Here is a 20,518-nt window from a genome sequence, read left to right as displayed (position 1 = left end):
AACTTTTTACTACTAAGAGATAACAGAGGCAACAACCCCTGCACCAACTGTACGACCACCTTCACGAATCGCAAAACGTAAGCCTTCTTCCATCGCAATCGGCGCAATCAATTCTACTGTAATCGCTACATTCTCTCCAGGCATTACCATCTCTACGCCTTCTGACAATGTCACCGCTCCAGTTACGTCTGTAGTACGGAAATAAAATTGTGGACGATAGTTCGCAAAAAATGGAGTATGACGTCCACCTTCTTCTTTTGACAATACATACACTTCTGCTTTGAATTTGGTATGTGGTGTGATTGAACCTGGTTTCGCTAACACTTGACCACGTTCCACTTCTTCACGTTTTGTACCACGCAACAATACACCTACGTTGTCCCCTGCTTGACCTTGGTCTAGCAATTTACGGAACATCTCAACACCTGTACAAGTGGTTTTCAAGGTAGGTTTCAAACCAACAATTTCAATCTCTTCACCTACATTAATGATACCACGCTCTACACGACCTGTTACCACTGTACCACGACCTGAAATTGAGAACACGTCTTCAATCGGCAATAGGAATGGTTTGTCTACTGCACGCTCTGGTGTTGGAATATAGCTATCCAATGCGTCTGCCAATGCAAAAATGGCTGTCTCACCAATTTCTGATGTATCACCTTCTAAAGCTTTTAATGCTGAACCTTTGATTACTGGGATATCATCACCTGGGAAATCATAGCTTGACAATAAGTCACGAACTTCCATCTCTACTAGCTCTAATAACTCTTCGTCATCAACCATGTCACATTTGTTTAGGAATACAATAATGTATGGTACACCTACTTGACGTGCCAATAGGATGTGTTCACGTGTTTGTGGCATAGGACCATCAGCTGCTGAACACACTAAAATCGCACCATCCATCTGTGCTGCACCTGTAATCATGTTTTTTACATAGTCAGCATGACCTGGACAATCTACGTGTGCGTAATGACGTGTTTCTGTTTCATATTCTACGTGTGAAGTATTAATGGTAATACCACGTGCTTTTTCTTCTGGCGCATTATCAATTTGATCGTATGCTTTTGCTGCACCACCAAATTTCTTAGATAAAATGGTAGTCAATGCTGCTGTCAATGTGGTCTTACCATGGTCAACGTGACCAATGGTGCCAACGTTTACGTGCGGTTTACTCCGCTCAAACTTTTCTTTTGCCATGGCAATTCCTAAGTACGTTATATATAAAAATAAGGGCTGGTGCCCATGGGCAGAATTGAACTGCCGACCTCTCCCTTACCAAGGGAGTGCTCTACCCCTGAGCTACATGGGCTAGTTTTGGAGCGGGTGAAGGGAATCGAACCCTCGTCATAAGCTTGGAAGGCTTCTGCACTACCATTGTGCTACACCCGCATTCTAGCTTATACCCAAAGACTCAAGGTGTTGGTGGAGGGAGAAGGATTCGAACCTTCGAAGCCGAAGCAACAGATTTACAGTCTGCCCCCTTTGACCGCTCGGGAACCCCTCCGTAAGAGAGCGAAATAATATAGGCTAGCTCTTCATACGTCAAGCGATTTGCATCATTTTTTTTATTTTTTTCACAACAAGCTGATTTGTAATTGTTTTTTATTTTAAATAAAAAACAATAGCCGTTTACGCTTTGGAAGCCATGATTGTTTTATATTTTTCTTCTAACTGCTCTGGTGTTTCTGGGTTTTCGGTATCAATTAAAATACAATCAACTGGACACACCTGCTGACATTGTGGCTCATCATAATGCCCTACACATTGGGTACATAAATGAGGATGAATTTCATATATTTCTTCACCCTGATAAATAGCATCATTTGGACACTCTGGCTCACAAACATCACAATTAATGCATTCATCAGTTATAAATAGGGACATAGCTCTTCCTTAATATTTCATCTATTATTTATAGTTTTAAAATTTTGTCACTTTATCTTTTTTTAATCAAGCTCTAATTATCAAAAGACTGACTAAATTAATGGCTTAAGAATCAGATTCTACTACATTCAGAAGCCACTGTTTACTTTGCCCTGCACAACCTGATCGGATTACCTCAAAGGAAGCAGGAATTTGTGGTACGAATGGTGCCTCAACATAAATTAATGTGTCAACCTTTACTATTGGCAATAAGGCTTTCCATATTTCATCCCAACAATTTGTATTAAAAGGGGGATCAAGAAAAATGATATTATATGGTGCTATAGGCATTTTCTTCAAAAAACTCAAGGCATCTTGTTTAATAATGTCAATTTGATCAAACTGTAACCGATGTTGATTTTCAAGCAACATCCGAACAATTTGTGCATTACATTCAATTAAAGTCACTTTTTTTGCACCTCTTGACGCTGCTTCAAAGCCAAGTGCACCACTGCCCGCAAATAAATCCAAGATAACTTGCCCTGTTAAATCTTGCCCCAACCAATTAAATAGTGTTTCTCTCACCCGATCAGGAGTAGGCCTCAACCCTTCTATAGAGGGAAAATGGATTAAACTTCTTTTATGAGTTCCACCGATGATTCTTATTTGATTGTTCGATTTCTTTTTTACCATAGAATAGCTTAAATAAAAATGAGCACAATAAAATTAACTCTTGTTTGAAACAAGAGTTAATTTTATTCTTAAATAGTCTGTTAAAAAAATTTATTTTTGTGCCTTCATTTGCCTTCTAGAGAATTGAATACCCAATTGTTTTAATTTCCGGTATAAGTGAGTTCTCTCTAATCCAACCTGAAGAGCGACTTTGCTCATATTTCCTCTTTCTTGAGCAATATGATATTCAAAGTACCGTTTTTCTAATTGTTCCCTCAATTCTCGTAGAGGCAAGTTAAAATCAAAGCCTTCTGCAATTCCTGGCTTTGCCTGGCTAAACAAATTAATGACATTACCAACTTGGCTGGCTGTAATGACACCACCTTCTGCTGTTAATGCTAAACTTTTAATCACATTTTTCAATTGATCAATATTACCTGGCCAATCATGTTGACACAGTAATTCAAGCGCAAGTTCATCTATTTTAACTGGTTTAACTTGTTTATTTTCAATAAGCTCATTCAAAATTCGTTCAGCTAACAGAGGAACATCTTCTATATGCTCACGTAGAGGAGGAATATTGACCATAACGTTAGACAAAGCATTAATGAACCTTGGGTCAGAATTGGGATCCACCAAAAGCTCTTGCAATGGTCGGCTACATGAACAAACCAATCGAACATTGTAACGATCAATTTTAGATAATAAAAACAACAATCCTTGTTGTATTTTTCGAGAATACTGCCCTATTTCAGACAGATACAACACACCATTATTGGCTTTTTGTAACAACTCTAATGGCGCATCAACCAATTGCTCTGCTTTTGTTGGCTCAACCCATGGCATGTTATTTTGATGAAAATAACGTGCAACCAACTCAAAACCAGAGCCAGGTTCTCCCGTTAGTAATACTGGAGACTTGACTTTTGCAATTCGCTCTATCTGACGGCTCAATTCAACTATTTTTTCGCTTTTACCTAAGCTCTCTAAAGTTGCCTGATTATTTAATCTTGCTTCGCCATATTTTAAGCAGCGCTCTACTGTTGTTAATAACTTTTGTAAAGCAATTGGCTTTTCTAGGAAATCTGCTGCACCAATTTTAGTTGCTTCAACAGCAGTATCTATACTGGCATGCCCACTCATCATCACTACAGGCATATTCAATTGACCGGCTTTATCCCATTCTTTTAGGAGTGTAATACCATCACAATCGGGCATCCATATATCCAACAATACAAGAGCAGGTCGCACTTTATTTCTAAGAGCTTTAGCTACTTCGGCATTTTCTGCAAGCGCAACTGTATAACCTTCATCTTGTAGAATTTCAGACAGTAAATCACGGATACCAACCTCATCATCCACAATCAAAATATCGCTACTTCGCATTATGCCTCCACTAATGGTAAGGAGATTCTAATACAGGCTCCGCCTGCTTCTTGATTACTAATCACAATTTTTCCATTATGTTCATCTATAATTTTTTTCACCACCGCCAATCCTAGCCCCGTTCCTGTTGATTTACTCGTTACATAAGGTTCAAAAGCTTTTTGGAGAATACCTTCATCAAACCCTTTGCCATTATCTGTTACCACAATAATGGCTGTATCTTGCTCTGTAAAAGTGGTAATGTCAATTGATGGATCATCAATCTCACTCACAGCGTCTTGAGAATTTTGTAATAAATTATGGAAAACTTGCCTCATCATACCGACATCAACACGTACTTTTATAGGCATCTTACTCAAATTTTGTGTAATTTTACAAGCATAACTTTCATAAAGAACCAAAACTTCGCTTAGAATTTTATTTAAATCAATTTGTTGAAGATTTGTTGCAGGGGATCGTGCATAGTTCCTAAACGCTTCAACCATGCCTTTTAAAGCGTTCACTTGTTTAATTATTGTATCTGTTGATCGAATAAGCATATTGGCATCTTGCTCAGATAATTTACTTTCAAGCTTCATGGCCAATCTTTCAGCAGACAACTGAATAGGTGTTAGAGGATTACGAATTTCATGAGCCAATCGTTTAGCTACTTCACCCCATGCGGCATCTTTTTGTGCTTTAACCAATTCAGTGACATCATCAAACACCAACATAAATCCACCACCTATGTGTTCTGGCAGCAAAATGGACTTTGCTAATAACACACTTTCTTTGTCGTTAACATGATAATCTACTTGAATACCAATTTTATTAGGGTTTGCACTCATGATTGTCTGCATTAAACAAACGAATGAATTGGTTTCGGGTTTTATTGATGTCCACTGCGTCCATGGGTATTCTTCTAACTGAGAAAAAGATAAACCAAGGATTTGTTCTGCACTAAAATTAGCAATCCGAACTTTGTTATCAGGATCAAACGCCACAACGCCAGCGCTTAGACTTGTCAACACATTTTCTAAATATATTCTTGCAGCCTCTTGCTTTTGTTGATTCATTTTGGCAATTTCTTGTGCCTCGGCCAGTTGCTCTGTCATACGATTAAAAGAACTCGATAGCACGCCTAATTCATCTTGCCTGAATATAGGGCTCCTTTGTGAAAAATCACCTTGGGCAACTGCTTTAGTCCCAACAGACAAAGCAAATAGTGGCGCAGTAAACCGTTTGGAAAAGAATAATGCGCAGGTCAATGACAACATAACAGCCAACAATGTTGCAATACTTAACGTCATCAAATAAGTCATTTGCATTGCATCTTTTGCATAGGTTAATTTTGCATAATCTGCACGTGCAGACTCCAATAACAACGCGTTATGCGCGATATCATCTACAACTTTTTGTTCAAACATTAAATAATATTGTGCTGTTCGCCCTTGAGTGGGGAGTAATAACCATATTCTGGAATATAAATGGTCATTCTCATGCTCAGTGCTGGCCACATTTTTTTCTTCTTCTATTTTTTTTTGTGTTTCCTGATCCAATACTGGCGCTAAAATATTACTTTCTCGGCGAGCAAAGGCAATTGGGGCGACTTGGGTAGTCGCATATAACGCGATACTATCTGCCTTATATTTACTCTTTAATTGTTCAAGCTTCGCTTGTATCTCTTCTACTTGAGAATTTTGCTCTAGGGAAAGAAAGCCAGACAGCTCAACTTGCACCCGAAGTGCTTGATTTTTACTTTCCTCCATAAACAAATTCAAAGCAGATTTACTCAATTGCATCCCATACTCAAAAGCGGATTCTGTATTTTTACCAAACCATGATTCAATACTATGAGAAATAAATTGTATTGAAACCATTAGCAACAATATGCTAGGTAAAATAGTCACAAGAGAAAAAACGAGCATTAATTTTCTGGTTAGTTTGGCGCCAAACACATGATGTTTGATATTCTTATGCATTGTCCAAACTTGTTGGAAAACAACTGTTAACAAAGCAAACAGCAAAAGGCTATTTATGCCAACAAACAGCCAAAAATACTCCCCCATTTTGTTTGCATTACCTGTCGCCAACGTCAACAAATATAAGGTAACAACTGATAAAGTGATCAATACTAAAAAAAGGTACTTCATACTTTTTCTCTACTCACTGCTAGGTTAACCCAATCTGTATCTAGATTCCATTTTTTAGAAGTAATACCATTAATTTGGAATGGTTTAGGCAGATCATCCATAGTCAGAGATAAGCGAATACTGGCTTTAACATCATTAGCGGCCACATCTTTTAATGTGCCTTTTGGTAATGTCTGCCAATTTGCGATACCGCCTATGCTACCTAATGCAGAACTCAACGAAGTATGATCTGTAGATAATGAACCGATGCTGACTCTATAGCGGTCCGTGAGTGGATGATAACTAATCTTATAAGACACACTGGCAGCCTCAGAAAACCAATTACTTAACTTTAATTTATACGCAGTATAAGTGGGTGCATCTAAATTAAAAGCCAGTTTAAAATTAAGGCTTACACCTTGTTTCAGTGCATCTTCCAATTGAGCAGGTAACGCGATATTAAATCGACTGCTCACCAACATTTGTCCTTGCGAACCAACAACTGCTCTGGCTCGTACAACACCAATATCTTCGGCATATACGTGATTCATTAAACTCAGCACCACAAGTAATGGCAAAATAAGTTTAATTTTTTTGCAAAAGTGCGTAATAAAAGCCATCATTTTGTTCACAAGGTAAAAGGGTTATTTCTTTAATTAAAGAGGCATCTGAGTGTCTACTTAGAAAAGCTTTGGTTTGCTCTGTATTCTCTTCATGAAAAATAGAACAAGTTGCCAATAACATTCTCCCCCCTGATTTAAGTGTTTGCCATAATGCATCTAATAAAGGCAGCTGTTGTTTTGCTATTGTATGAGCATCTGTTTTTTGACGCAGCCATTTAATGTCAGAATGTCTTCTGATGACACCAGAAGCTGAACAGGGTACATCTGCCAAAATAGCATCAAATTTTTCTCCGTTATACCATTGATTCAATTCAGAAGCATCCACACACTGAATAATGGCTCTTTCTCCTAAACGTTCAAGATTTTCTTGAATTTTTGTTACTCTATTTGGGTCAATTTCTAAAGCAGTCACCTGACAATGTGCAAGTTCAAGCAAATGTCCTGTTTTACCACCTGGGGCTGCACATGCATCTAATATAGACTCATTGTCTTGTGGCTCAAGTAATAAAGCTGCCTGTTGCGCACCGAAGTCCTGAACAGATACCCAACCCAACTCAAAACCAGGCAATATACTGATAGGAATAGGTTTTTGTAATTTAATGGTAAAATCACCTAATTTTTTACCCTCAATACCTTTTTGCCTTAAAGCTTCTAAATAAGTTTGCGTGTCTATTTTTTTCTTATTTATCCTCAAAGTCATAGGTGGATGGCTTTGGTTTGCAGTGATAATATTATGCCACTGTTTAGGGTAAAATTGTTTTAAATAATTCAATAACCACTGAGGGTGATTATACTTTGCCTCGTCATTTTTTTGAGCCAAAATATATAATTTTTCTTTTTGACGCAAAAAATTACGTAGAACCGCATTAACAAGGTTTTTAAATTTTCCTTTGGCCAGCTTTGAAGCTAGGAGGACGGCTTCATTGACCACAGCATGCGGTGCATTTTTTGTATAAGTTAACTGATAAATAGCAACCAATAAAAGATTTTCTATTTCTTTGTCAGTGAGTGGTTTAGGAACCAAATTTCTCAAATAAAATGTTAATGTTCCTAAATACCGTTGGCAACCAAAACATAAATCTTTTAAGGCCCCCACTTGGGCAGAACTCAACTGTTCAACAGATAAAACATCAGAAATACTTTCATCTAAGTTATGTCCTTGTGCCACTTTTTGAGTAATTTGCGCAGATAAAATTTGTACAGACGACAATCCCATTTATTGAGCCTCCCCCAGATACTGCCCTTTGTGCAAAGGATGCCCTTGCAGAAACTGTTTCACACTGAGTTTTTTCCCCCCTTGCAGCTGAAGCTCTGAAATACAAATAACGCCTTTACCTGTTCCAACCATAATGTGGTCACTTAATACATCCACAATTTCACCGGGGTTACCAATTTGATTAGCTGAGGCAGAAGACATCCAAATTTTCAAAATACGATCATTGAGAAAAGTCCATGCACCAGGTACTGGGTTAAATGCTCTGATTTTTCTCGAAATAATTTCTGCATCTTCTTGCCAATTAATTTGAGCTTCGTTCTTTGTCAGTTTTTGTGCGTAAGTAATACCGTCTTCACTTTGAGCAACCGCTGGATATTGAGGCAAGTGACTCAATGTTTCTACTATTGCCTCTCCCCCTAATATCGCCAGACGATCATGCAATGTTTGTGCCGTATCATATTCAAAAATGGGGGTAGTTAACTCAAAAAGTACAGCGCCCGTATCCAACCCTTTATCCATTTGCATAATACCAACACCTGTTTGTTTATCTCCCGCTTCTATTGCCCTTTGTATCGGTGCGGCACCACGCCATCTTGGCAACAAGGATGCATGTATATTTAAACAACCTAAACGAGGTAAAGTCAGTACTGATTCAGGCAAAATCAAACCATATGCTGCCACAACCATAATACCAGCTTGAAAAGATGCCAACATTGCCTGAACTTCAGCCGATTTTAATGTTTCAGGTTGGGCAACAGGGATATTAAGTTGCTCAGCCACCACTTTCACCGCACTTGGTTGCAACTTTAACCCTCTTCCCTTTGGCCGATCTGGCTGAGTCAACACTAGGACGACATTAAAATGGTTAGACACCAAAGCACGTAAAGCTTCGGCAGCAAAATCAGGGGTTCCAGCAAAAATAATATTCATTATAAATTACGCTTCTCACGTTTTTTTAATTTTGTTTTGATTCTGGCTTGTTTAAAGTCAGATAAATATTGAATAAACAATTTACCATTTAGATGATCAATTTCATGCTGAATACAAATAGCTAACAAACCTTCTGCTTCTAGCTCAAAAGGCTGTCCATCAAGCCCTAGAGCCTTAACCTTAATCCGTTCTGCCCTCTTATTAACCACCATTTCATAAATACCTGGGACAGAAAGGCACCCCTCCTCATATTCAACCTGGCCTTCTTTATAGGTAATTTCGGGATTAATAAATGTTTGTAATTGATCTTTTTCTTGGGAAATATCAACCACAATAATTCGTTTTAATGCGTTGACCTGAGGTGCCGCCAACCCTATTCCAGGAGCCGCATACATTGTTTCAGCCATATCGGCAGCAAGCACTTTGATTGATTCATCCACCTTGTCTACAGGTTCTGCCACCTGATGTAAACGTGGATCAGGGTAATGTAATATAGATAAAATAGCCACAAAAAAACTCCTAAAACTGACTAAAAGTGTTGTGTATTGGTTGCTCTTACAGAAAAACAATGCTTTTCTAGTCCATAGAATAAGCAGTTTTTGTTTATTTGGTTTATTATGCGGCAATCAATTTAAAAAAAATAGGGCAATTTGTATTATGCGCAAACTCATTATAACCTTCCTTTTAACTCTTGGCTTGAGTATTCCTGTTACTTTAAAAGCAGAAACATTAAAAATTCGCCCAGATGCACCTTCTCGTTATGTGGTTAAAAAAGGCGACACTTTATGGGGAATTTCTGGGCGATACTTATACCGTCCTTGGAACTGGCCGCAATTGTGGGGTTGGAATAAAGAACAGATCAAAAACCCACATTTGATTTATCCTGGCCAAGCACTTGTCCTAACCTATATTGATGGACAGCCTCGCTTGGGAGTAGAAGGTGGATTTAGAAATGGTCGCCAGATTTTATCCCCTCAAATCCGGCTAGAAGATTCAGGGCAGCCCGTTTCAGGTATATCCCTAGATGTTCTAAAAAAATTCTTTAGCCGACCACAAATTATTTCGCAAGCTGAATTTGAGCGTTTACCACGAATTGTTGCCGGTCCTGATACTAGAGTGATACTAGATATTGGCAACCGTATATACGCTAGAGGGGTAAAGGAAAAAGGCACATACTCTACATTTACAGCTGGCAAGAAAATTATTGACCCTGACACAAACCAGTTTTTAGGCTATGAAATCGTGTATGGTGGAGACGTCGCAGTTCAGAGTTTAGAAGGTGATGTTCAAACCCTAATTGTCACAAAAATAGAAAATGAGATTTTGGTTGGTGATCGATTACTTGAAATCAAAAATGAAGATTTTGACTCCATTATTCCCCATGCTGTAGACAACCAATATGGTAAAATTGTGTCTACCTATAATGGAGCAGGAGAAGTTGGGCAATACCAAAGCATAACCATTAATTTAGGAAAAAATAAAGGAATTGAAACTGGTCATGTTTTTTCTATTTATAAAGAAGGCAAAAAACGTAAGATACATGATGTTGACAACTTAGTTAAAACAGTAGAAATTCCTGCAGAAGAAGTAGGAATAGCAATCGTTTATAGAACTTTTGATAATTTATCTTATGCTTTAGTTATGGTCAGTAAAGAAAACATCAGTTTAGGAAACCGAGTTGGCCCACCTAATCAAGATATGACTTATTTTTTAAGAAAATAGGAAAGCGTACATAAGTGTTTAAGGTAACTTAAAAAATATTTTATGAATCAAGATATTTTATATAACTGGCTCATGCTAGCGTTAACACCTAGTATTGGGCCAGTTAGTTTTTTAAAGCTACTCAAAAAATTTGGATCCATAGAGCAAATAATGGATGCGAACGTTTCAGAATTACAAACAGCCGTTCATTTATCTCAAGCAAATGCAATAAAACAAAAAATTGCCCAACCAGCTGTAGAATTAAGTTTAGAATGGGCAAACACACCAAATTGCCATATTATTACTTTGCTGCATGACAATTATCCAAGCACAATCAGCCAATATACAACTGCCCCCCCCATATTATTTGCTAGAGGAGATATCTCCCTTTTAAGCACACCAATGATTTCCATTGTCGGTTCACGCCACCCATCTGCGCAAGGGATACAAAATGCGAAAATTTTTGCAAAATCTCTATCTCAATCTGGCTTAACAGTTGTATCAGGATTAGCCGCTGGAATTGATACTGCAGCACATGAAGGAGCCCTTTTAGGAACAGGCGCAACCATTGGTGTATTGGGAACAGGCATTGACAGGATATATCCTGCTAACAACAAGGAACTTGCCCATCAAATGTGTCATCATGGTTTATTGATTTCTGAGTTTGCGCTTGGCACTAAACCATTAGCAAGTAATTTCCCACGCCGAAATCGATTAATTGCGGCTCTAGGAGAAGCAACTGTTGTCGTGGAGGCAACAATTGATTCTGGTTCTTTAATTACAGCACAACTAGCATTAGAGATGAATAAAGAGGTTATGGCGATTCCTGGCTCAATTCATAACCCACAAAGCAAGGGTTGTCATAAATTGATCAAAGAAGGAGCAAAATTAGTAGAAACTTTAGACGATATTCTAGAAGATCTACCTAATTTCTCAAATCTTAACCAAAATACTCAAAATTTGGTATCATCTGCTACTTTAAGTAATCATAATGACTTACTGGTTACTATGGGATTTGACCCTGTGCATCCTGACATATTGGCACAAAAACTGAATTTAGAACCTACGGTTATTTTCGAACAATTACTTTTACTTGAAATAGAAGGATTGGTTCAAACAATGCCTGGTGGACGTTATCAACGTCTTTTTAGCGAATGAAAGAAATCATGTTTGATGTATTTGTTTTTTTAATGGAGCACTTTCAAGACCTAGATTCTTGCCCTCAACGTGAATCACTCAATGGAGAGTTAAAGCAAGCTGGTTTTGAACAACAAGAAATTCAACAGGCTCTTGATTGGATGGATAAAATTTCATCCATACTCACGACACCAAACAAAAACCTACTATCAAGTGAAGGTTTTCGTGTCTTTAGTGATCAAGAGTTTGCTTTATTGCCCCAAGAAATATTAGGACTTTTGTCTTTTTTATCTAAAGAAAGTATTATAGATGGATGTCAAAGAGAACTGATTATTGAAGCGCTGCTTGATTACTCACCACTTGAAGTGGATGTACAACACACTAAAATGTTGGTTTTAATTATTTTATGGGCTTATAAAGCAGAACTACCTATTTTAATAGGAGATGATTTATTATCTGCAATACATGGCGAACCTACAAAACAGTAATGATAAAACAAACATTCTGCTATTATTGAAAGACATTTGGTTTATATAATGACAAAAAATTTATTAATTGTTGAGTCTCCCTCAAAAGCAAAAACATTAAAAAAATATCTTGGCAATGATTTTGAAGTCTTGGCTTCCTATGGCCATGTCCGTGATTTAGTACCAAAATCAGGTGCAGTAGATCCAGAGAACCACTTTGCGATGAAATACCAGTTGGTTAGTCGCAATAGTAAACATGTTGATGCGATTGTTCAAGCTGTTAAAAACAGTGATGCTGTTTATCTGGCAACTGACCCTGATAGGGAAGGTGAAGCCATTTCATGGCACTTGATGGAAATTTTAAAAAGCAAAAAAGCGTTAAAAAATATCGAACCTAAACGTGTCGTTTTTCATGAAATCACAAAAAATGCCGTACTTGATGCCATTGCTGACCCAAGAGATTTAAACCAAAACTTGGTTGATGCTCAACAAGCTCGAAGAGCCTTAGACTATTTAGTCGGCTTCAATTTATCCCCTTTATTATGGAAAAAAATAAGACGTGGATTATCGGCAGGCCGAGTACAGAGCCCTGCTTTACGTCTCATTTGTGAACGTGAAAACGAAATAAAAGCGTTTAACTCAGAAGAGTACTGGAGTATTCACTTAGACAGCCATAAAGGAAAACAAAAATTTACCGCAAAGCTCTCTCATTTTGATGGAAAAAAAATAGAACAATTTACCTACAGAACAGAAGCTGAGCAAGCAAAAGTACTGGCTTTGCTGGCAAACCATAATGCAATTGTCAGTAATATTGAAAAGAAAAAGCGCACACGTAACCCAGCGGCGCCCTTCACAACGTCAACTTTACAACAAGAGGCTGTACGTAAATTGGGGATGACAACAGATCGAACCATGCGAACAGCACAACAACTTTATGAAGGCATAGATGTTGGACAAGGGTCCATCGGTTTAATCACCTATATGAGAACGGATTCAGTGACATTGGCCAATGATGCAATCACTGAAATCCGCCATTATATAGAAAACAAGATGGATAAAAATTTCTTACCATCAAAGCCAAACACTTATAAAACAAGAGCAAAAAATGCGCAAGAGGCCCATGAAGCGATTCGACCAACATCAATTTATCGAACCCCTGATTCAGTAAAACCTTTTTTGAGCAATGATCAATTTAAGTTATACCAAATTGTTTGGCAACGCACTCTTGCCTCACAAATGGCTAGTGCTAAATTTGATACCACCAGTGTTGATATTGATGTGGGTAAAGGTGTATTCCGTGCATCAGGACAAGTACTCACTTTTGCAGGTTTCCTATCTGTATATGAAGAGGATATTGATGATGCTGCGGATGAAAATAATAGTAAGCTGCCACTGTTAAACATTGGTGATGAATTGCCTGTAGACAAGCTTTATGGTGAACAACACTTTACACAACCCCCACCTCGGTTTACAGAAGCATCTTTAGTAAAAGCTTTAGAAGAGTTTGGTATTGGGCGGCCTTCAACATATGCCAGTATTATTTCTACTTTAAAAGACAGGGAATATGTTACTTTAGATCAAAAACGCTTTTTCCCAACTGATACGGGAGAAATTGTTAATAAATTCCTGACCGAACACTTTGCCCAATATGTAGATTACCATTTTACGGCAAAACTTGAAAATCAATTGGATGATATTGCCAATGGAGACAGTCAATGGACCCCTGTATTGGAAGGATTTTGGTCTGGATTTTCTTCTCAAGTAAAAGAAAAAGAAAATATACCTCGCGCAGAAATCACTACTCAAATGCTAGAAGAGGCCTGCCCTAAATGTGGACAACCTTTAATGATCCGTTTTGGTAAACGTGGTCGTTTTATCGGTTGTTCTGGCTATCCTGAATGTGATTACACTCGTGACATGAATGAAACAGCCGAACAAGCAGAAGAAGAGCCGACTATAGTAGAAGGACGCGAATGCCCCGATTGTGGTGGGCAACTGGTCTATAAAAAAGGGCGTTATGGTAAATTTATTGGTTGTGCCAATTACCCAAAATGCAAACATATTGAACCGTTGGAAAAACCAAAAGAAACTGGCGTACAATGTCCTGAATGTAAAGCGGGAGAATTGATTGAACGCAAAAGTCGTTATGGTAAGTTATTTTATAGTTGCAATACCTACCCTAAATGTACTTATGCAGTATGGAACCCACCTTTAAATGAACCATGCCCTAAATGTAGCTGGCCTATTTTAACCATTAAGACAACCAAGCGAAGAGGTGTTGAAAAAGTATGTCCACAAAAAGAATGTGGTTTTACTGAGCAAATTACACCACCTGAGGCAAAGTAATTAATATAGTGAAGCATGTCCATTAATAGAAACCATTTGAACACAATAATAAATGAAAAATCCAACCCTTTATATAAATTGGTTGGATTGTGTTGTGGTTTTTTATTGGTTTGGTTTATTTTATTTTGCGTTCATTTAAGTTATACACAATATATTAGCGAAGAAAACTCCTCTAATCATGCTGAATTTTTGGTTCTACAAGAAATAAAAGAGTTACGGGATTTTTCCAATGAGTATTTCCTGAATATCCACCAAAAACTATCCAAAAACCACTCTGATTCTGATGAGAAATTTTCTCAAATCTTAGATATTCCTAAACACAGCGATCTACTTGATGAAGATAGTGAGGATTATTTTACTGTTTTAGTCGATCACAATTGGAAAGTCATTAAGAGCGCTTATAAAGGACAGCAATATAATGGTTTATTACCTAATAACTGGAAAATTTATTCTAAACGTCCAGATTTTATCAGCAATAAAGCCAACAAACCTCAAAGTGCACATGCGTTAGACTTACCCAAGGGCATTTCTGTTGTTGAAATTGAAACTCCAGATAAAAAGAAAATATTTGCGCTATCACATGATTTTCCACTTATATTCACACAGGATCATGAGACAGAAGAAATTTTTCACTTTTTAATTGTGAAGCTTCTAGATACAGATGCCATTCTTCATAAGCCACAAAACCAAATTTTTGAAACCATTGATTTTTTACCTGCATCAACGGCACTTTCAACCCAAGACCTAAAACGCTCTATCATTATTACTGATGTCAATAATGGCCCTCAAGCCTATATCAAATGGGTTGAGAAAAACACCATTTCTGTTACTTTATGGCTGATTTTAATTGGGGGATTTATACTCACTCTTTTATTCAGTTACATATTTTACTTACTGATTAAATCACTTGATAAAGCCAAACAAATTACGACTATTTATATTGAAAATGAAAAGAATCAATTGTCTCGGATGCAAGAACAAAAAGAGATTCTACTCCAATTAAGCGCAAACTCTGCTTATAATTCAGATAAAATCAATAAAGAATATCTACCGCAAATATGTGAAGCTTTAGCGCAAGGTACCAGCCCTTCAAATGTCTTTATTTTTTGCCAAGACGACAAGCAAAAAGCTGTTCAATGCGTGGCTTCATACCCTAATCGCTTGGTTTCTACCTATTTTTTAAGTAATACAGTTACATTAAAACAAGAATGGCCCTTACCACAAATTGAAGAAGAAGCTGCCAAAACATTTTTAATTCAACATTTCCCTAATTTACCTTCTGACCAAAATACAATGGTTGTCAAAGTTGAACATAAAAATAAGCTTCTAGCGCTTATTTTTATCCACCCCCAAGATAAAGAAAAGCATTATTTTGCGGATGAAAAATTATTTATTTATAATGTTGCCAATATTCTGACACTTTATTTTGAATCTAAACAAAAATCTAAAGTAGAGTTTAAATTATTCAAACAATACTATTTTGATGCACCAACACAGCTTCCAAATAAACAACATTTGCATCATCAATTAACTATTTTGATGAATAGCCATCCTGTCGGCGCAATATTACTATTTGAGATTGCCAATTTACTGTCCGTCAACAATATTTACGGCAGACAAACAGGCGATGATCTAGTCTTACACTTAAGCAGAAGATTACAACATAGCATTCAACCAAATGAGTTTATTGCCAGAGCAGCACAGAACCGTTTTGCAATATTATCTTTTGGTGAACATTTAGAAGACATCACCAAACGATTAACCGAACTTTTCCAATACATCAGCCAGCCATTTAAAGTCAAAGGTCAAGAATTAATTGTTCCTCTAGATGGTGGAATTGCCTGTTACCCTAAAGATGCGCAAACACCTCATACCTTACTGGAATGTGCTGAGCAAGCTGTTCAAATTGCCAATCAAAAACAACCTGCGGGAACATTATTATTTTTTGAAAACACACTCAGAGAAACATTAACCCGACAACAAGAAATTGGCCATAGCTTACACAGCGCACTCAAAAAGCAAGAACTATCTGTCCATTTCCAACCCTTTATTAATGCCAAAACATTTTCATTACAAGGAGCGGAAGCTTTAGTGCGCTGGAACAATACTCAATTTGGTATTATTTCACCAGAAGACTTTATTCCTTTAGCAGAAGAAGCTGGGATTATTACCGAAATCGGGCTATGGGTATTAGAGCAAGCCTGCTATCAAGCAGCAAAATGGCAAAACAAATACAGTACTCATTTTACTATTGCCGTTAATGTTTCACCAAAACAATTAGTTGATCCTTTATTTTCAGATAAAGTCATTAATATTCTTGACCAAACAGGTTTACAAAGATCCTTTTTAGAACTTGAAATCACAGAAATGGTCGCTTCTCAAGAGAACCCTGTGATTGACAAAAATGTCAATGAGTTAATTGCTCATGGTATTGGATTTGCCATTGATGACTTTGGTTCAGGTTATGCATCCTTTCACTACATTAAACGGTTCGCAACCAAAAAAATCAAAATTGACCGAAAATTTACTGAAAATATCTGCTTGAATACGCAAGATAAAGACTTGGTTAAAGTCATTGTGGCCATGGGCCACGCACTTAACGCAAAGGTAACGGCAGAAGGTATCAGCACTTTAGAACAACTGCTATTAATGGAAAATATTGGTTGTGATTATGTACAGGGCTATTTTATCGGTAAACCTTTACCTGCAGACGAATTTGAAAATGTATTCAGATCAGTACAATAACCATTTTTAATATCATAAATAAGGCTATGTAAAAATTACATAGCCTTATTTATTTTCATGCAGACACTGCTTGTAACTTATAAAATTGTTGGATTCCATGGTTTATGAGCGGCTGAATCCGAAGATGGCTTTTCTCCACCCCACAAAGACTCTATATCATAATAATCTCGAACAGCAGGTAACATCACATGAATTAAGAGGTCACCAGCATCGACTAAAGCCCATTCCCCAGACTCCATTCCTTCTACGCCAATAATATCAACTCCTGCATTTTTTAATGCTTCTTCTGCATTGCGAGCAAGTGCTTTAACCTGACGGTTGCTGTCCCCTGTGACAACAATTAAACGGTAAAACAAAGAAGTCAGATTCTCTGTTTCCAACACCATAATGTCTTTTCCCTTAACATCCTCTAATGCTGTCACCGCGATATGGACTACATTATTTATTGCATCCTGATTCATATTTTTCCTAAAGATAAAGTTTATGTTGCTTAATATATTGTTCTACTGAAGGACTAATCCATTGACTGACATCAGAAGATGACGATATCGCCTGACGTATTTGGCTTGAAGCAATATTATAAAGCGGCATACTCAAAAAACACATTTTACCGTGATTTACTGTTTTTCCCAAGCGGTAAGCCTGTAATGCTTCTTGCCCTAACTCTTGTACGACTGGATCAAGCTTTGCCCACTCAAAACCTTCTCTTACAGCAACCGCCAAATTTGCCACATGGAAAATTTTTGTAAACTCATGCCATGAGTGTAAATGCAATAAAGAATCAGAGCCCATTAACCACCATAATTCACCTTGCTCCCCAACTTGCTGTTTAAACCTGACTAAGGTGTCTATTGTATAGGTATTACCTGGACGCAAAATATCGCAATCACTCCAATCAAATAAAGGGTTGCCCTCAATTGCCAACTTAACCATAGCCAAACGATCATCCGTTGTAATACGAGTGTCTAATGGCTTATGATATGGTTGACCAGCGGGGACAAAATAGACTTTATTTAACTGTAATTCTTTGGCAAACACCTCTGCCATTTTAAGGTGTCCTAAATGGATAGGGTTAAATGTCCCCCCAAAAATACCTATTCTATTGTGCGGCATCACGATCATGTACAACAGTAGACAGTTTACCTGTAGCAGGATGCATGACTAGCCCATGGACAGGGATATGTTTTGGAAATAATGGGTGTTTTTTAATCATACTGACCGTATGGCGTACACTGTCTTCAACATTATCAAAACCTTTTAACCAAGACTCAAGATCAATACCTGCATTAATCAATGTATCAATTGCTTCTTGTGTGATACCTGCTTCTTTGGCACGATTTAAAATTTCATCAGCATGAAGTGAACGCATACCACAATCCATATGGGCGATGACCAGAATTTCTTTTACTTCTAACTGATAAATGCCTACCAATAAACTACGCATCACAGAGCCAAAAGGATGAGTGACAAGAGCTCCTGCATTTTTAATCAATTTTGCATCACCATTTTTAAGCCCTAAAGCTTTAGGCAACAACTCCACCATACGCGCATCCATACAAGACAAAATAGCAACATGTCTTTCAGGGAATTTATTGGTGATAAACTGTGCATACTCTCCTGAGTCTACAAATTCCTGATTAAAGGCTAAAACTTCATCCAAAACACTCATTTGTTTCTTTCTTTTAATTAACAAAACTTAACAAAAATAGTCATTATATTTTCACACGAATGGGTTAAAAGAGCCATATTCTTGTGCAAAAACATGCTAACATAAAAAACACTATTATTTCTTTTATTTATTCAATGAAACCTCAACCAATTTTTAATAAAAGGAAAGTTGTGAATAAAAAGCTTTTACCCTATTTAATTGTTATTGGTTTTTCTATCGGTACAACACCACTTAGTGTTGCACAAAATTTGCCCAGTATTGGGGATTCCTCACAAACTGTTTTTTCCAGCCAAGATGAAGAGCAAGTTGGCAAACAAGTGTATCAAGAATTACTGAGGAGAGGTGTGGTTACTGACGATATCGCTGTAAACACCTACTTAAATGAATTAGGACTGAAACTGAGCCAAGGTATTCCCAATAACCAGAACACCTTTACTTTATTTGGGGTCAACGACAATAGCATCAATGCGTTTGCCATGCCTGGTGGCTATATTGGTGTGCATAGAGGCCTCTTAATCAATGCCCAAAGCGAATCAGAGTTGGCTTCTGTATTAGGCCATGAAATGGCACATGTTACACAAAGACATTTGGCACGAATGCAAGAAGGCAGCACCATGAACAGCTTGTTGGCTTTGGCTGGTGTCCTAGCTGGTGCTTTGGCTGCCAGCCAAGGTAATGTTGATGCAGCAGGTGGGTTAATTCAAGCAGGTGTTGGCGCCGCTATTGCCAAACAACTGTCTTATAGCCGGGACTATGAAAGAGAAGCTGATCGAATAGGCATGCAATATTTGGCCAACTCTGGCTTTGATGCGCGAGCTATGCCTTTATTTTTTAGCCGTCTACAAAGTGCCAATCGCCATAATGACAATAATTCTTATGCCTTTTTACGTACCCACCCAGTGACTACTGAACGTATTGGTGAAAGTCAAACCTTAGCACAAGCTTACCCAGTTAAATTAAAAGCGGATTCAACTGACTTTGTTTTAATTCGGGAACATTTAAGGGTGGATGCCTTAGGTACAGATAAAGCGGTTCGCTATTACCCAGACTCTCTTCGGGCTAAGCAATACCTAAATGAAGGCGCTCAGCATTATGGTTTTGCCAAAGCACTTTATCTACAAAATAAGCTAAGTGAAGCGACACAACAATTAAATCTGGCAGAACAACAATTGGGGAATCAACCGCTATTTTTAGATCTAGCAGCAAAAATTGCCCTTAAAAACAAGAGCCCCACTCAGGCACAAAATATTTATACTCAAGCTTTACGTACTTACCCAAATAATAAGTTATTGGTTTATGGCCAGATTGAAACTTTATTATCGCTGGACAAAAAAATAGAAGCGCGTTCTTTGATTCAAAAACAATTACAAAACAACAAAAACCGTCCTGAGCTTTATCAGTTATTGGCAACTACTTATGGAGAAGAAGAACCTTTATATTCTTATGCCGCACTAGGAGATGCCTATTATTATCAAGGTTTATATCAAGGTGCATTACAACAATATGAAATGGCACTGAAAGCAAATCAAGAAGATTTTTATTTAAGATCACAAATTGAAGCAAAAATCACACTAATCAAAAACCAAACTTTTAAAAAATAAAAAAGGACAACTCGTTCAGTTGCCCTTTTTCTTTACTTAAAACTA

The 20,518-nt window shown here is 37.4% G+C and carries 18 protein-coding genes and 3 tRNA genes; 6 read left to right on the top strand and 15 right to left on the bottom strand.

Going from position 1 to position 20,518, the window contains the following annotated elements:
* Positions 1–12: 12 nt before the first annotated feature.
* The 12 genes from tuf to def form a co-directional block, all read right to left on the bottom strand.
* Positions 13–1,203, bottom strand: a complete 1,191-nt coding sequence (gene tuf, locus AADH04_RS09495) for an elongation factor Tu (protein ID WP_434777046.1) — start codon at positions 1,201–1,203, stop codon at positions 13–15.
* Positions 1,204–1,240: 37 nt separating this feature from the next.
* Positions 1,241–1,315: transfer RNA gene (locus AADH04_RS09490), tRNA-Thr, on the bottom strand.
* A gap of 6 nt (positions 1,316–1,321) precedes the next feature.
* Positions 1,322–1,395 (bottom strand) — tRNA-Gly (locus AADH04_RS09485).
* A 31-nt stretch (positions 1,396–1,426) separates the two neighbouring features.
* Positions 1,427–1,510: transfer RNA gene (locus tag AADH04_RS09480), tRNA-Tyr, on the bottom strand.
* A 125-nt stretch (positions 1,511–1,635) separates the two neighbouring features.
* Positions 1,636–1,890 carry a YfhL family 4Fe-4S dicluster ferredoxin gene (locus AADH04_RS09475; RefSeq protein WP_434777045.1) on the bottom strand — a complete coding sequence of 85 codons (255 nt, stop codon included), beginning with the start codon at positions 1,888–1,890 and terminating at the stop codon, positions 1,636–1,638.
* A 105-nt stretch (positions 1,891–1,995) separates the two neighbouring features.
* Positions 1,996–2,562: a 16S rRNA (guanine(966)-N(2))-methyltransferase RsmD gene (rsmD, locus tag AADH04_RS09470; RefSeq protein WP_434777044.1), complete on the bottom strand. Its 567-nt coding sequence runs from the start codon at positions 2,560–2,562 to the stop codon at positions 1,996–1,998.
* Between the two features lie 90 nt (positions 2,563–2,652).
* Positions 2,653–3,927 (bottom strand): sigma-54-dependent transcriptional regulator, encoded by a 1,275-nt coding sequence (locus AADH04_RS09465; protein ID WP_434777043.1) that lies wholly within the window; start codon positions 3,925–3,927, stop codon positions 2,653–2,655.
* Positions 3,927–6,059 (bottom strand): ATP-binding protein, encoded by a 2,133-nt coding sequence (locus tag AADH04_RS09460; RefSeq protein WP_434777042.1) that lies wholly within the window; start codon positions 6,057–6,059, stop codon positions 3,927–3,929. The genes AADH04_RS09465 and AADH04_RS09460 overlap by 1 nt, the downstream gene beginning before the upstream one ends.
* Positions 6,056–6,589: a DUF4390 domain-containing protein gene (locus AADH04_RS09455; protein WP_434777041.1), complete on the bottom strand. Its 534-nt coding sequence runs from the start codon at positions 6,587–6,589 to the stop codon at positions 6,056–6,058. The genes AADH04_RS09460 and AADH04_RS09455 overlap by 4 nt, the downstream gene beginning before the upstream one ends.
* 34 nt (positions 6,590–6,623) lie before the next feature.
* Complete coding sequence (rsmB, locus tag AADH04_RS09450) at positions 6,624–7,877, bottom strand: 16S rRNA (cytosine(967)-C(5))-methyltransferase RsmB (protein WP_434777040.1); 1,254 nt, start codon at positions 7,875–7,877, stop codon at positions 6,624–6,626.
* Positions 7,878–8,807 (bottom strand): methionyl-tRNA formyltransferase, encoded by a 930-nt coding sequence (gene fmt / locus AADH04_RS09445; RefSeq protein WP_434777039.1) that lies wholly within the window; start codon positions 8,805–8,807, stop codon positions 7,878–7,880. It abuts the gene before it with no gap.
* Complete coding sequence (def, locus tag AADH04_RS09440) at positions 8,807–9,316, bottom strand: peptide deformylase (protein WP_434777038.1); 510 nt, start codon at positions 9,314–9,316, stop codon at positions 8,807–8,809. The genes fmt and def overlap by 1 nt, the downstream gene beginning before the upstream one ends.
* 148 nt (positions 9,317–9,464) lie before the next feature.
* Between def and AADH04_RS09435 the strand changes: the two genes are divergently transcribed.
* The 5 genes from AADH04_RS09435 to AADH04_RS09415 are packed head-to-tail and all read left to right on the top strand — an operon-like array spanning position 9,465 to position 17,203.
* A complete protein-coding gene (locus tag AADH04_RS09435; RefSeq protein WP_434777037.1) occupies positions 9,465–10,529 on the top strand; it encodes a LysM peptidoglycan-binding domain-containing protein in 1,065 nt (354 codons plus the stop codon).
* Between the two features lie 42 nt (positions 10,530–10,571).
* On the top strand, positions 10,572–11,666 hold the full coding sequence (gene dprA / locus AADH04_RS09430) for a DNA-processing protein DprA (RefSeq protein WP_434777036.1): 1,095 nt from the start codon (positions 10,572–10,574) through the stop codon (positions 11,664–11,666).
* Between the two features lie 8 nt (positions 11,667–11,674).
* Positions 11,675–12,133, top strand: a complete 459-nt coding sequence (locus tag AADH04_RS09425; RefSeq protein WP_434777035.1) for a DUF494 family protein — start codon at positions 11,675–11,677, stop codon at positions 12,131–12,133.
* A gap of 48 nt (positions 12,134–12,181) precedes the next feature.
* On the top strand, positions 12,182–14,458 hold the full coding sequence (topA, locus tag AADH04_RS09420; protein WP_434777034.1) for a type I DNA topoisomerase: 2,277 nt from the start codon (positions 12,182–12,184) through the stop codon (positions 14,456–14,458).
* A 36-nt stretch (positions 14,459–14,494) separates the two neighbouring features.
* Positions 14,495–17,203 (top strand): putative bifunctional diguanylate cyclase/phosphodiesterase, encoded by a 2,709-nt coding sequence (locus tag AADH04_RS09415; protein WP_434777033.1) that lies wholly within the window; start codon positions 14,495–14,497, stop codon positions 17,201–17,203.
* 77 nt (positions 17,204–17,280) lie between these two features.
* Here the strand turns inward: AADH04_RS09415 and rsfS are convergent, their stop codons facing one another.
* Genes rsfS through AADH04_RS09400 form a run of 3 tightly spaced genes read right to left on the bottom strand, consistent with a single transcriptional unit; the run spans position 17,281 to position 18,872 of the window.
* A complete protein-coding gene (gene rsfS / locus AADH04_RS09410) occupies positions 17,281–17,664 on the bottom strand; it encodes a ribosome silencing factor (protein WP_434777032.1) in 384 nt (127 codons plus the stop codon).
* Between the two features lie 7 nt (positions 17,665–17,671).
* The gene (nadD, locus tag AADH04_RS09405; RefSeq protein ID WP_434777031.1) at positions 17,672–18,250 is read right to left on the bottom strand and encodes a nicotinate (nicotinamide) nucleotide adenylyltransferase; all 579 of its coding nucleotides are present in this window, start codon (positions 18,248–18,250) and stop codon (positions 17,672–17,674) included.
* Between the two features lie 52 nt (positions 18,251–18,302).
* Complete coding sequence (locus tag AADH04_RS09400; protein WP_434777030.1) at positions 18,303–18,872, bottom strand: beta-class carbonic anhydrase; 570 nt, start codon at positions 18,870–18,872, stop codon at positions 18,303–18,305.
* Between the two features lie 170 nt (positions 18,873–19,042).
* Between AADH04_RS09400 and AADH04_RS09395 the strand changes: the two genes are divergently transcribed.
* Entirely contained in the window at positions 19,043–20,473 is a 1,431-nt protein-coding gene (locus tag AADH04_RS09395) for a beta-barrel assembly-enhancing protease (RefSeq protein ID WP_434777029.1), read from the top strand.
* The last annotated feature ends 45 nt before the right edge of the window (positions 20,474–20,518 follow it).

Source organism: Neisseria sp. Ec49-e6-T10 (assembly GCF_051132615.1).
Lineage (GTDB): Bacteria > Pseudomonadota > Gammaproteobacteria > Burkholderiales > Neisseriaceae.
The sequence above is the reverse complement of the archived record's forward strand: the minus strand, read 5'-3'. Positions and strand labels throughout refer to the sequence as shown.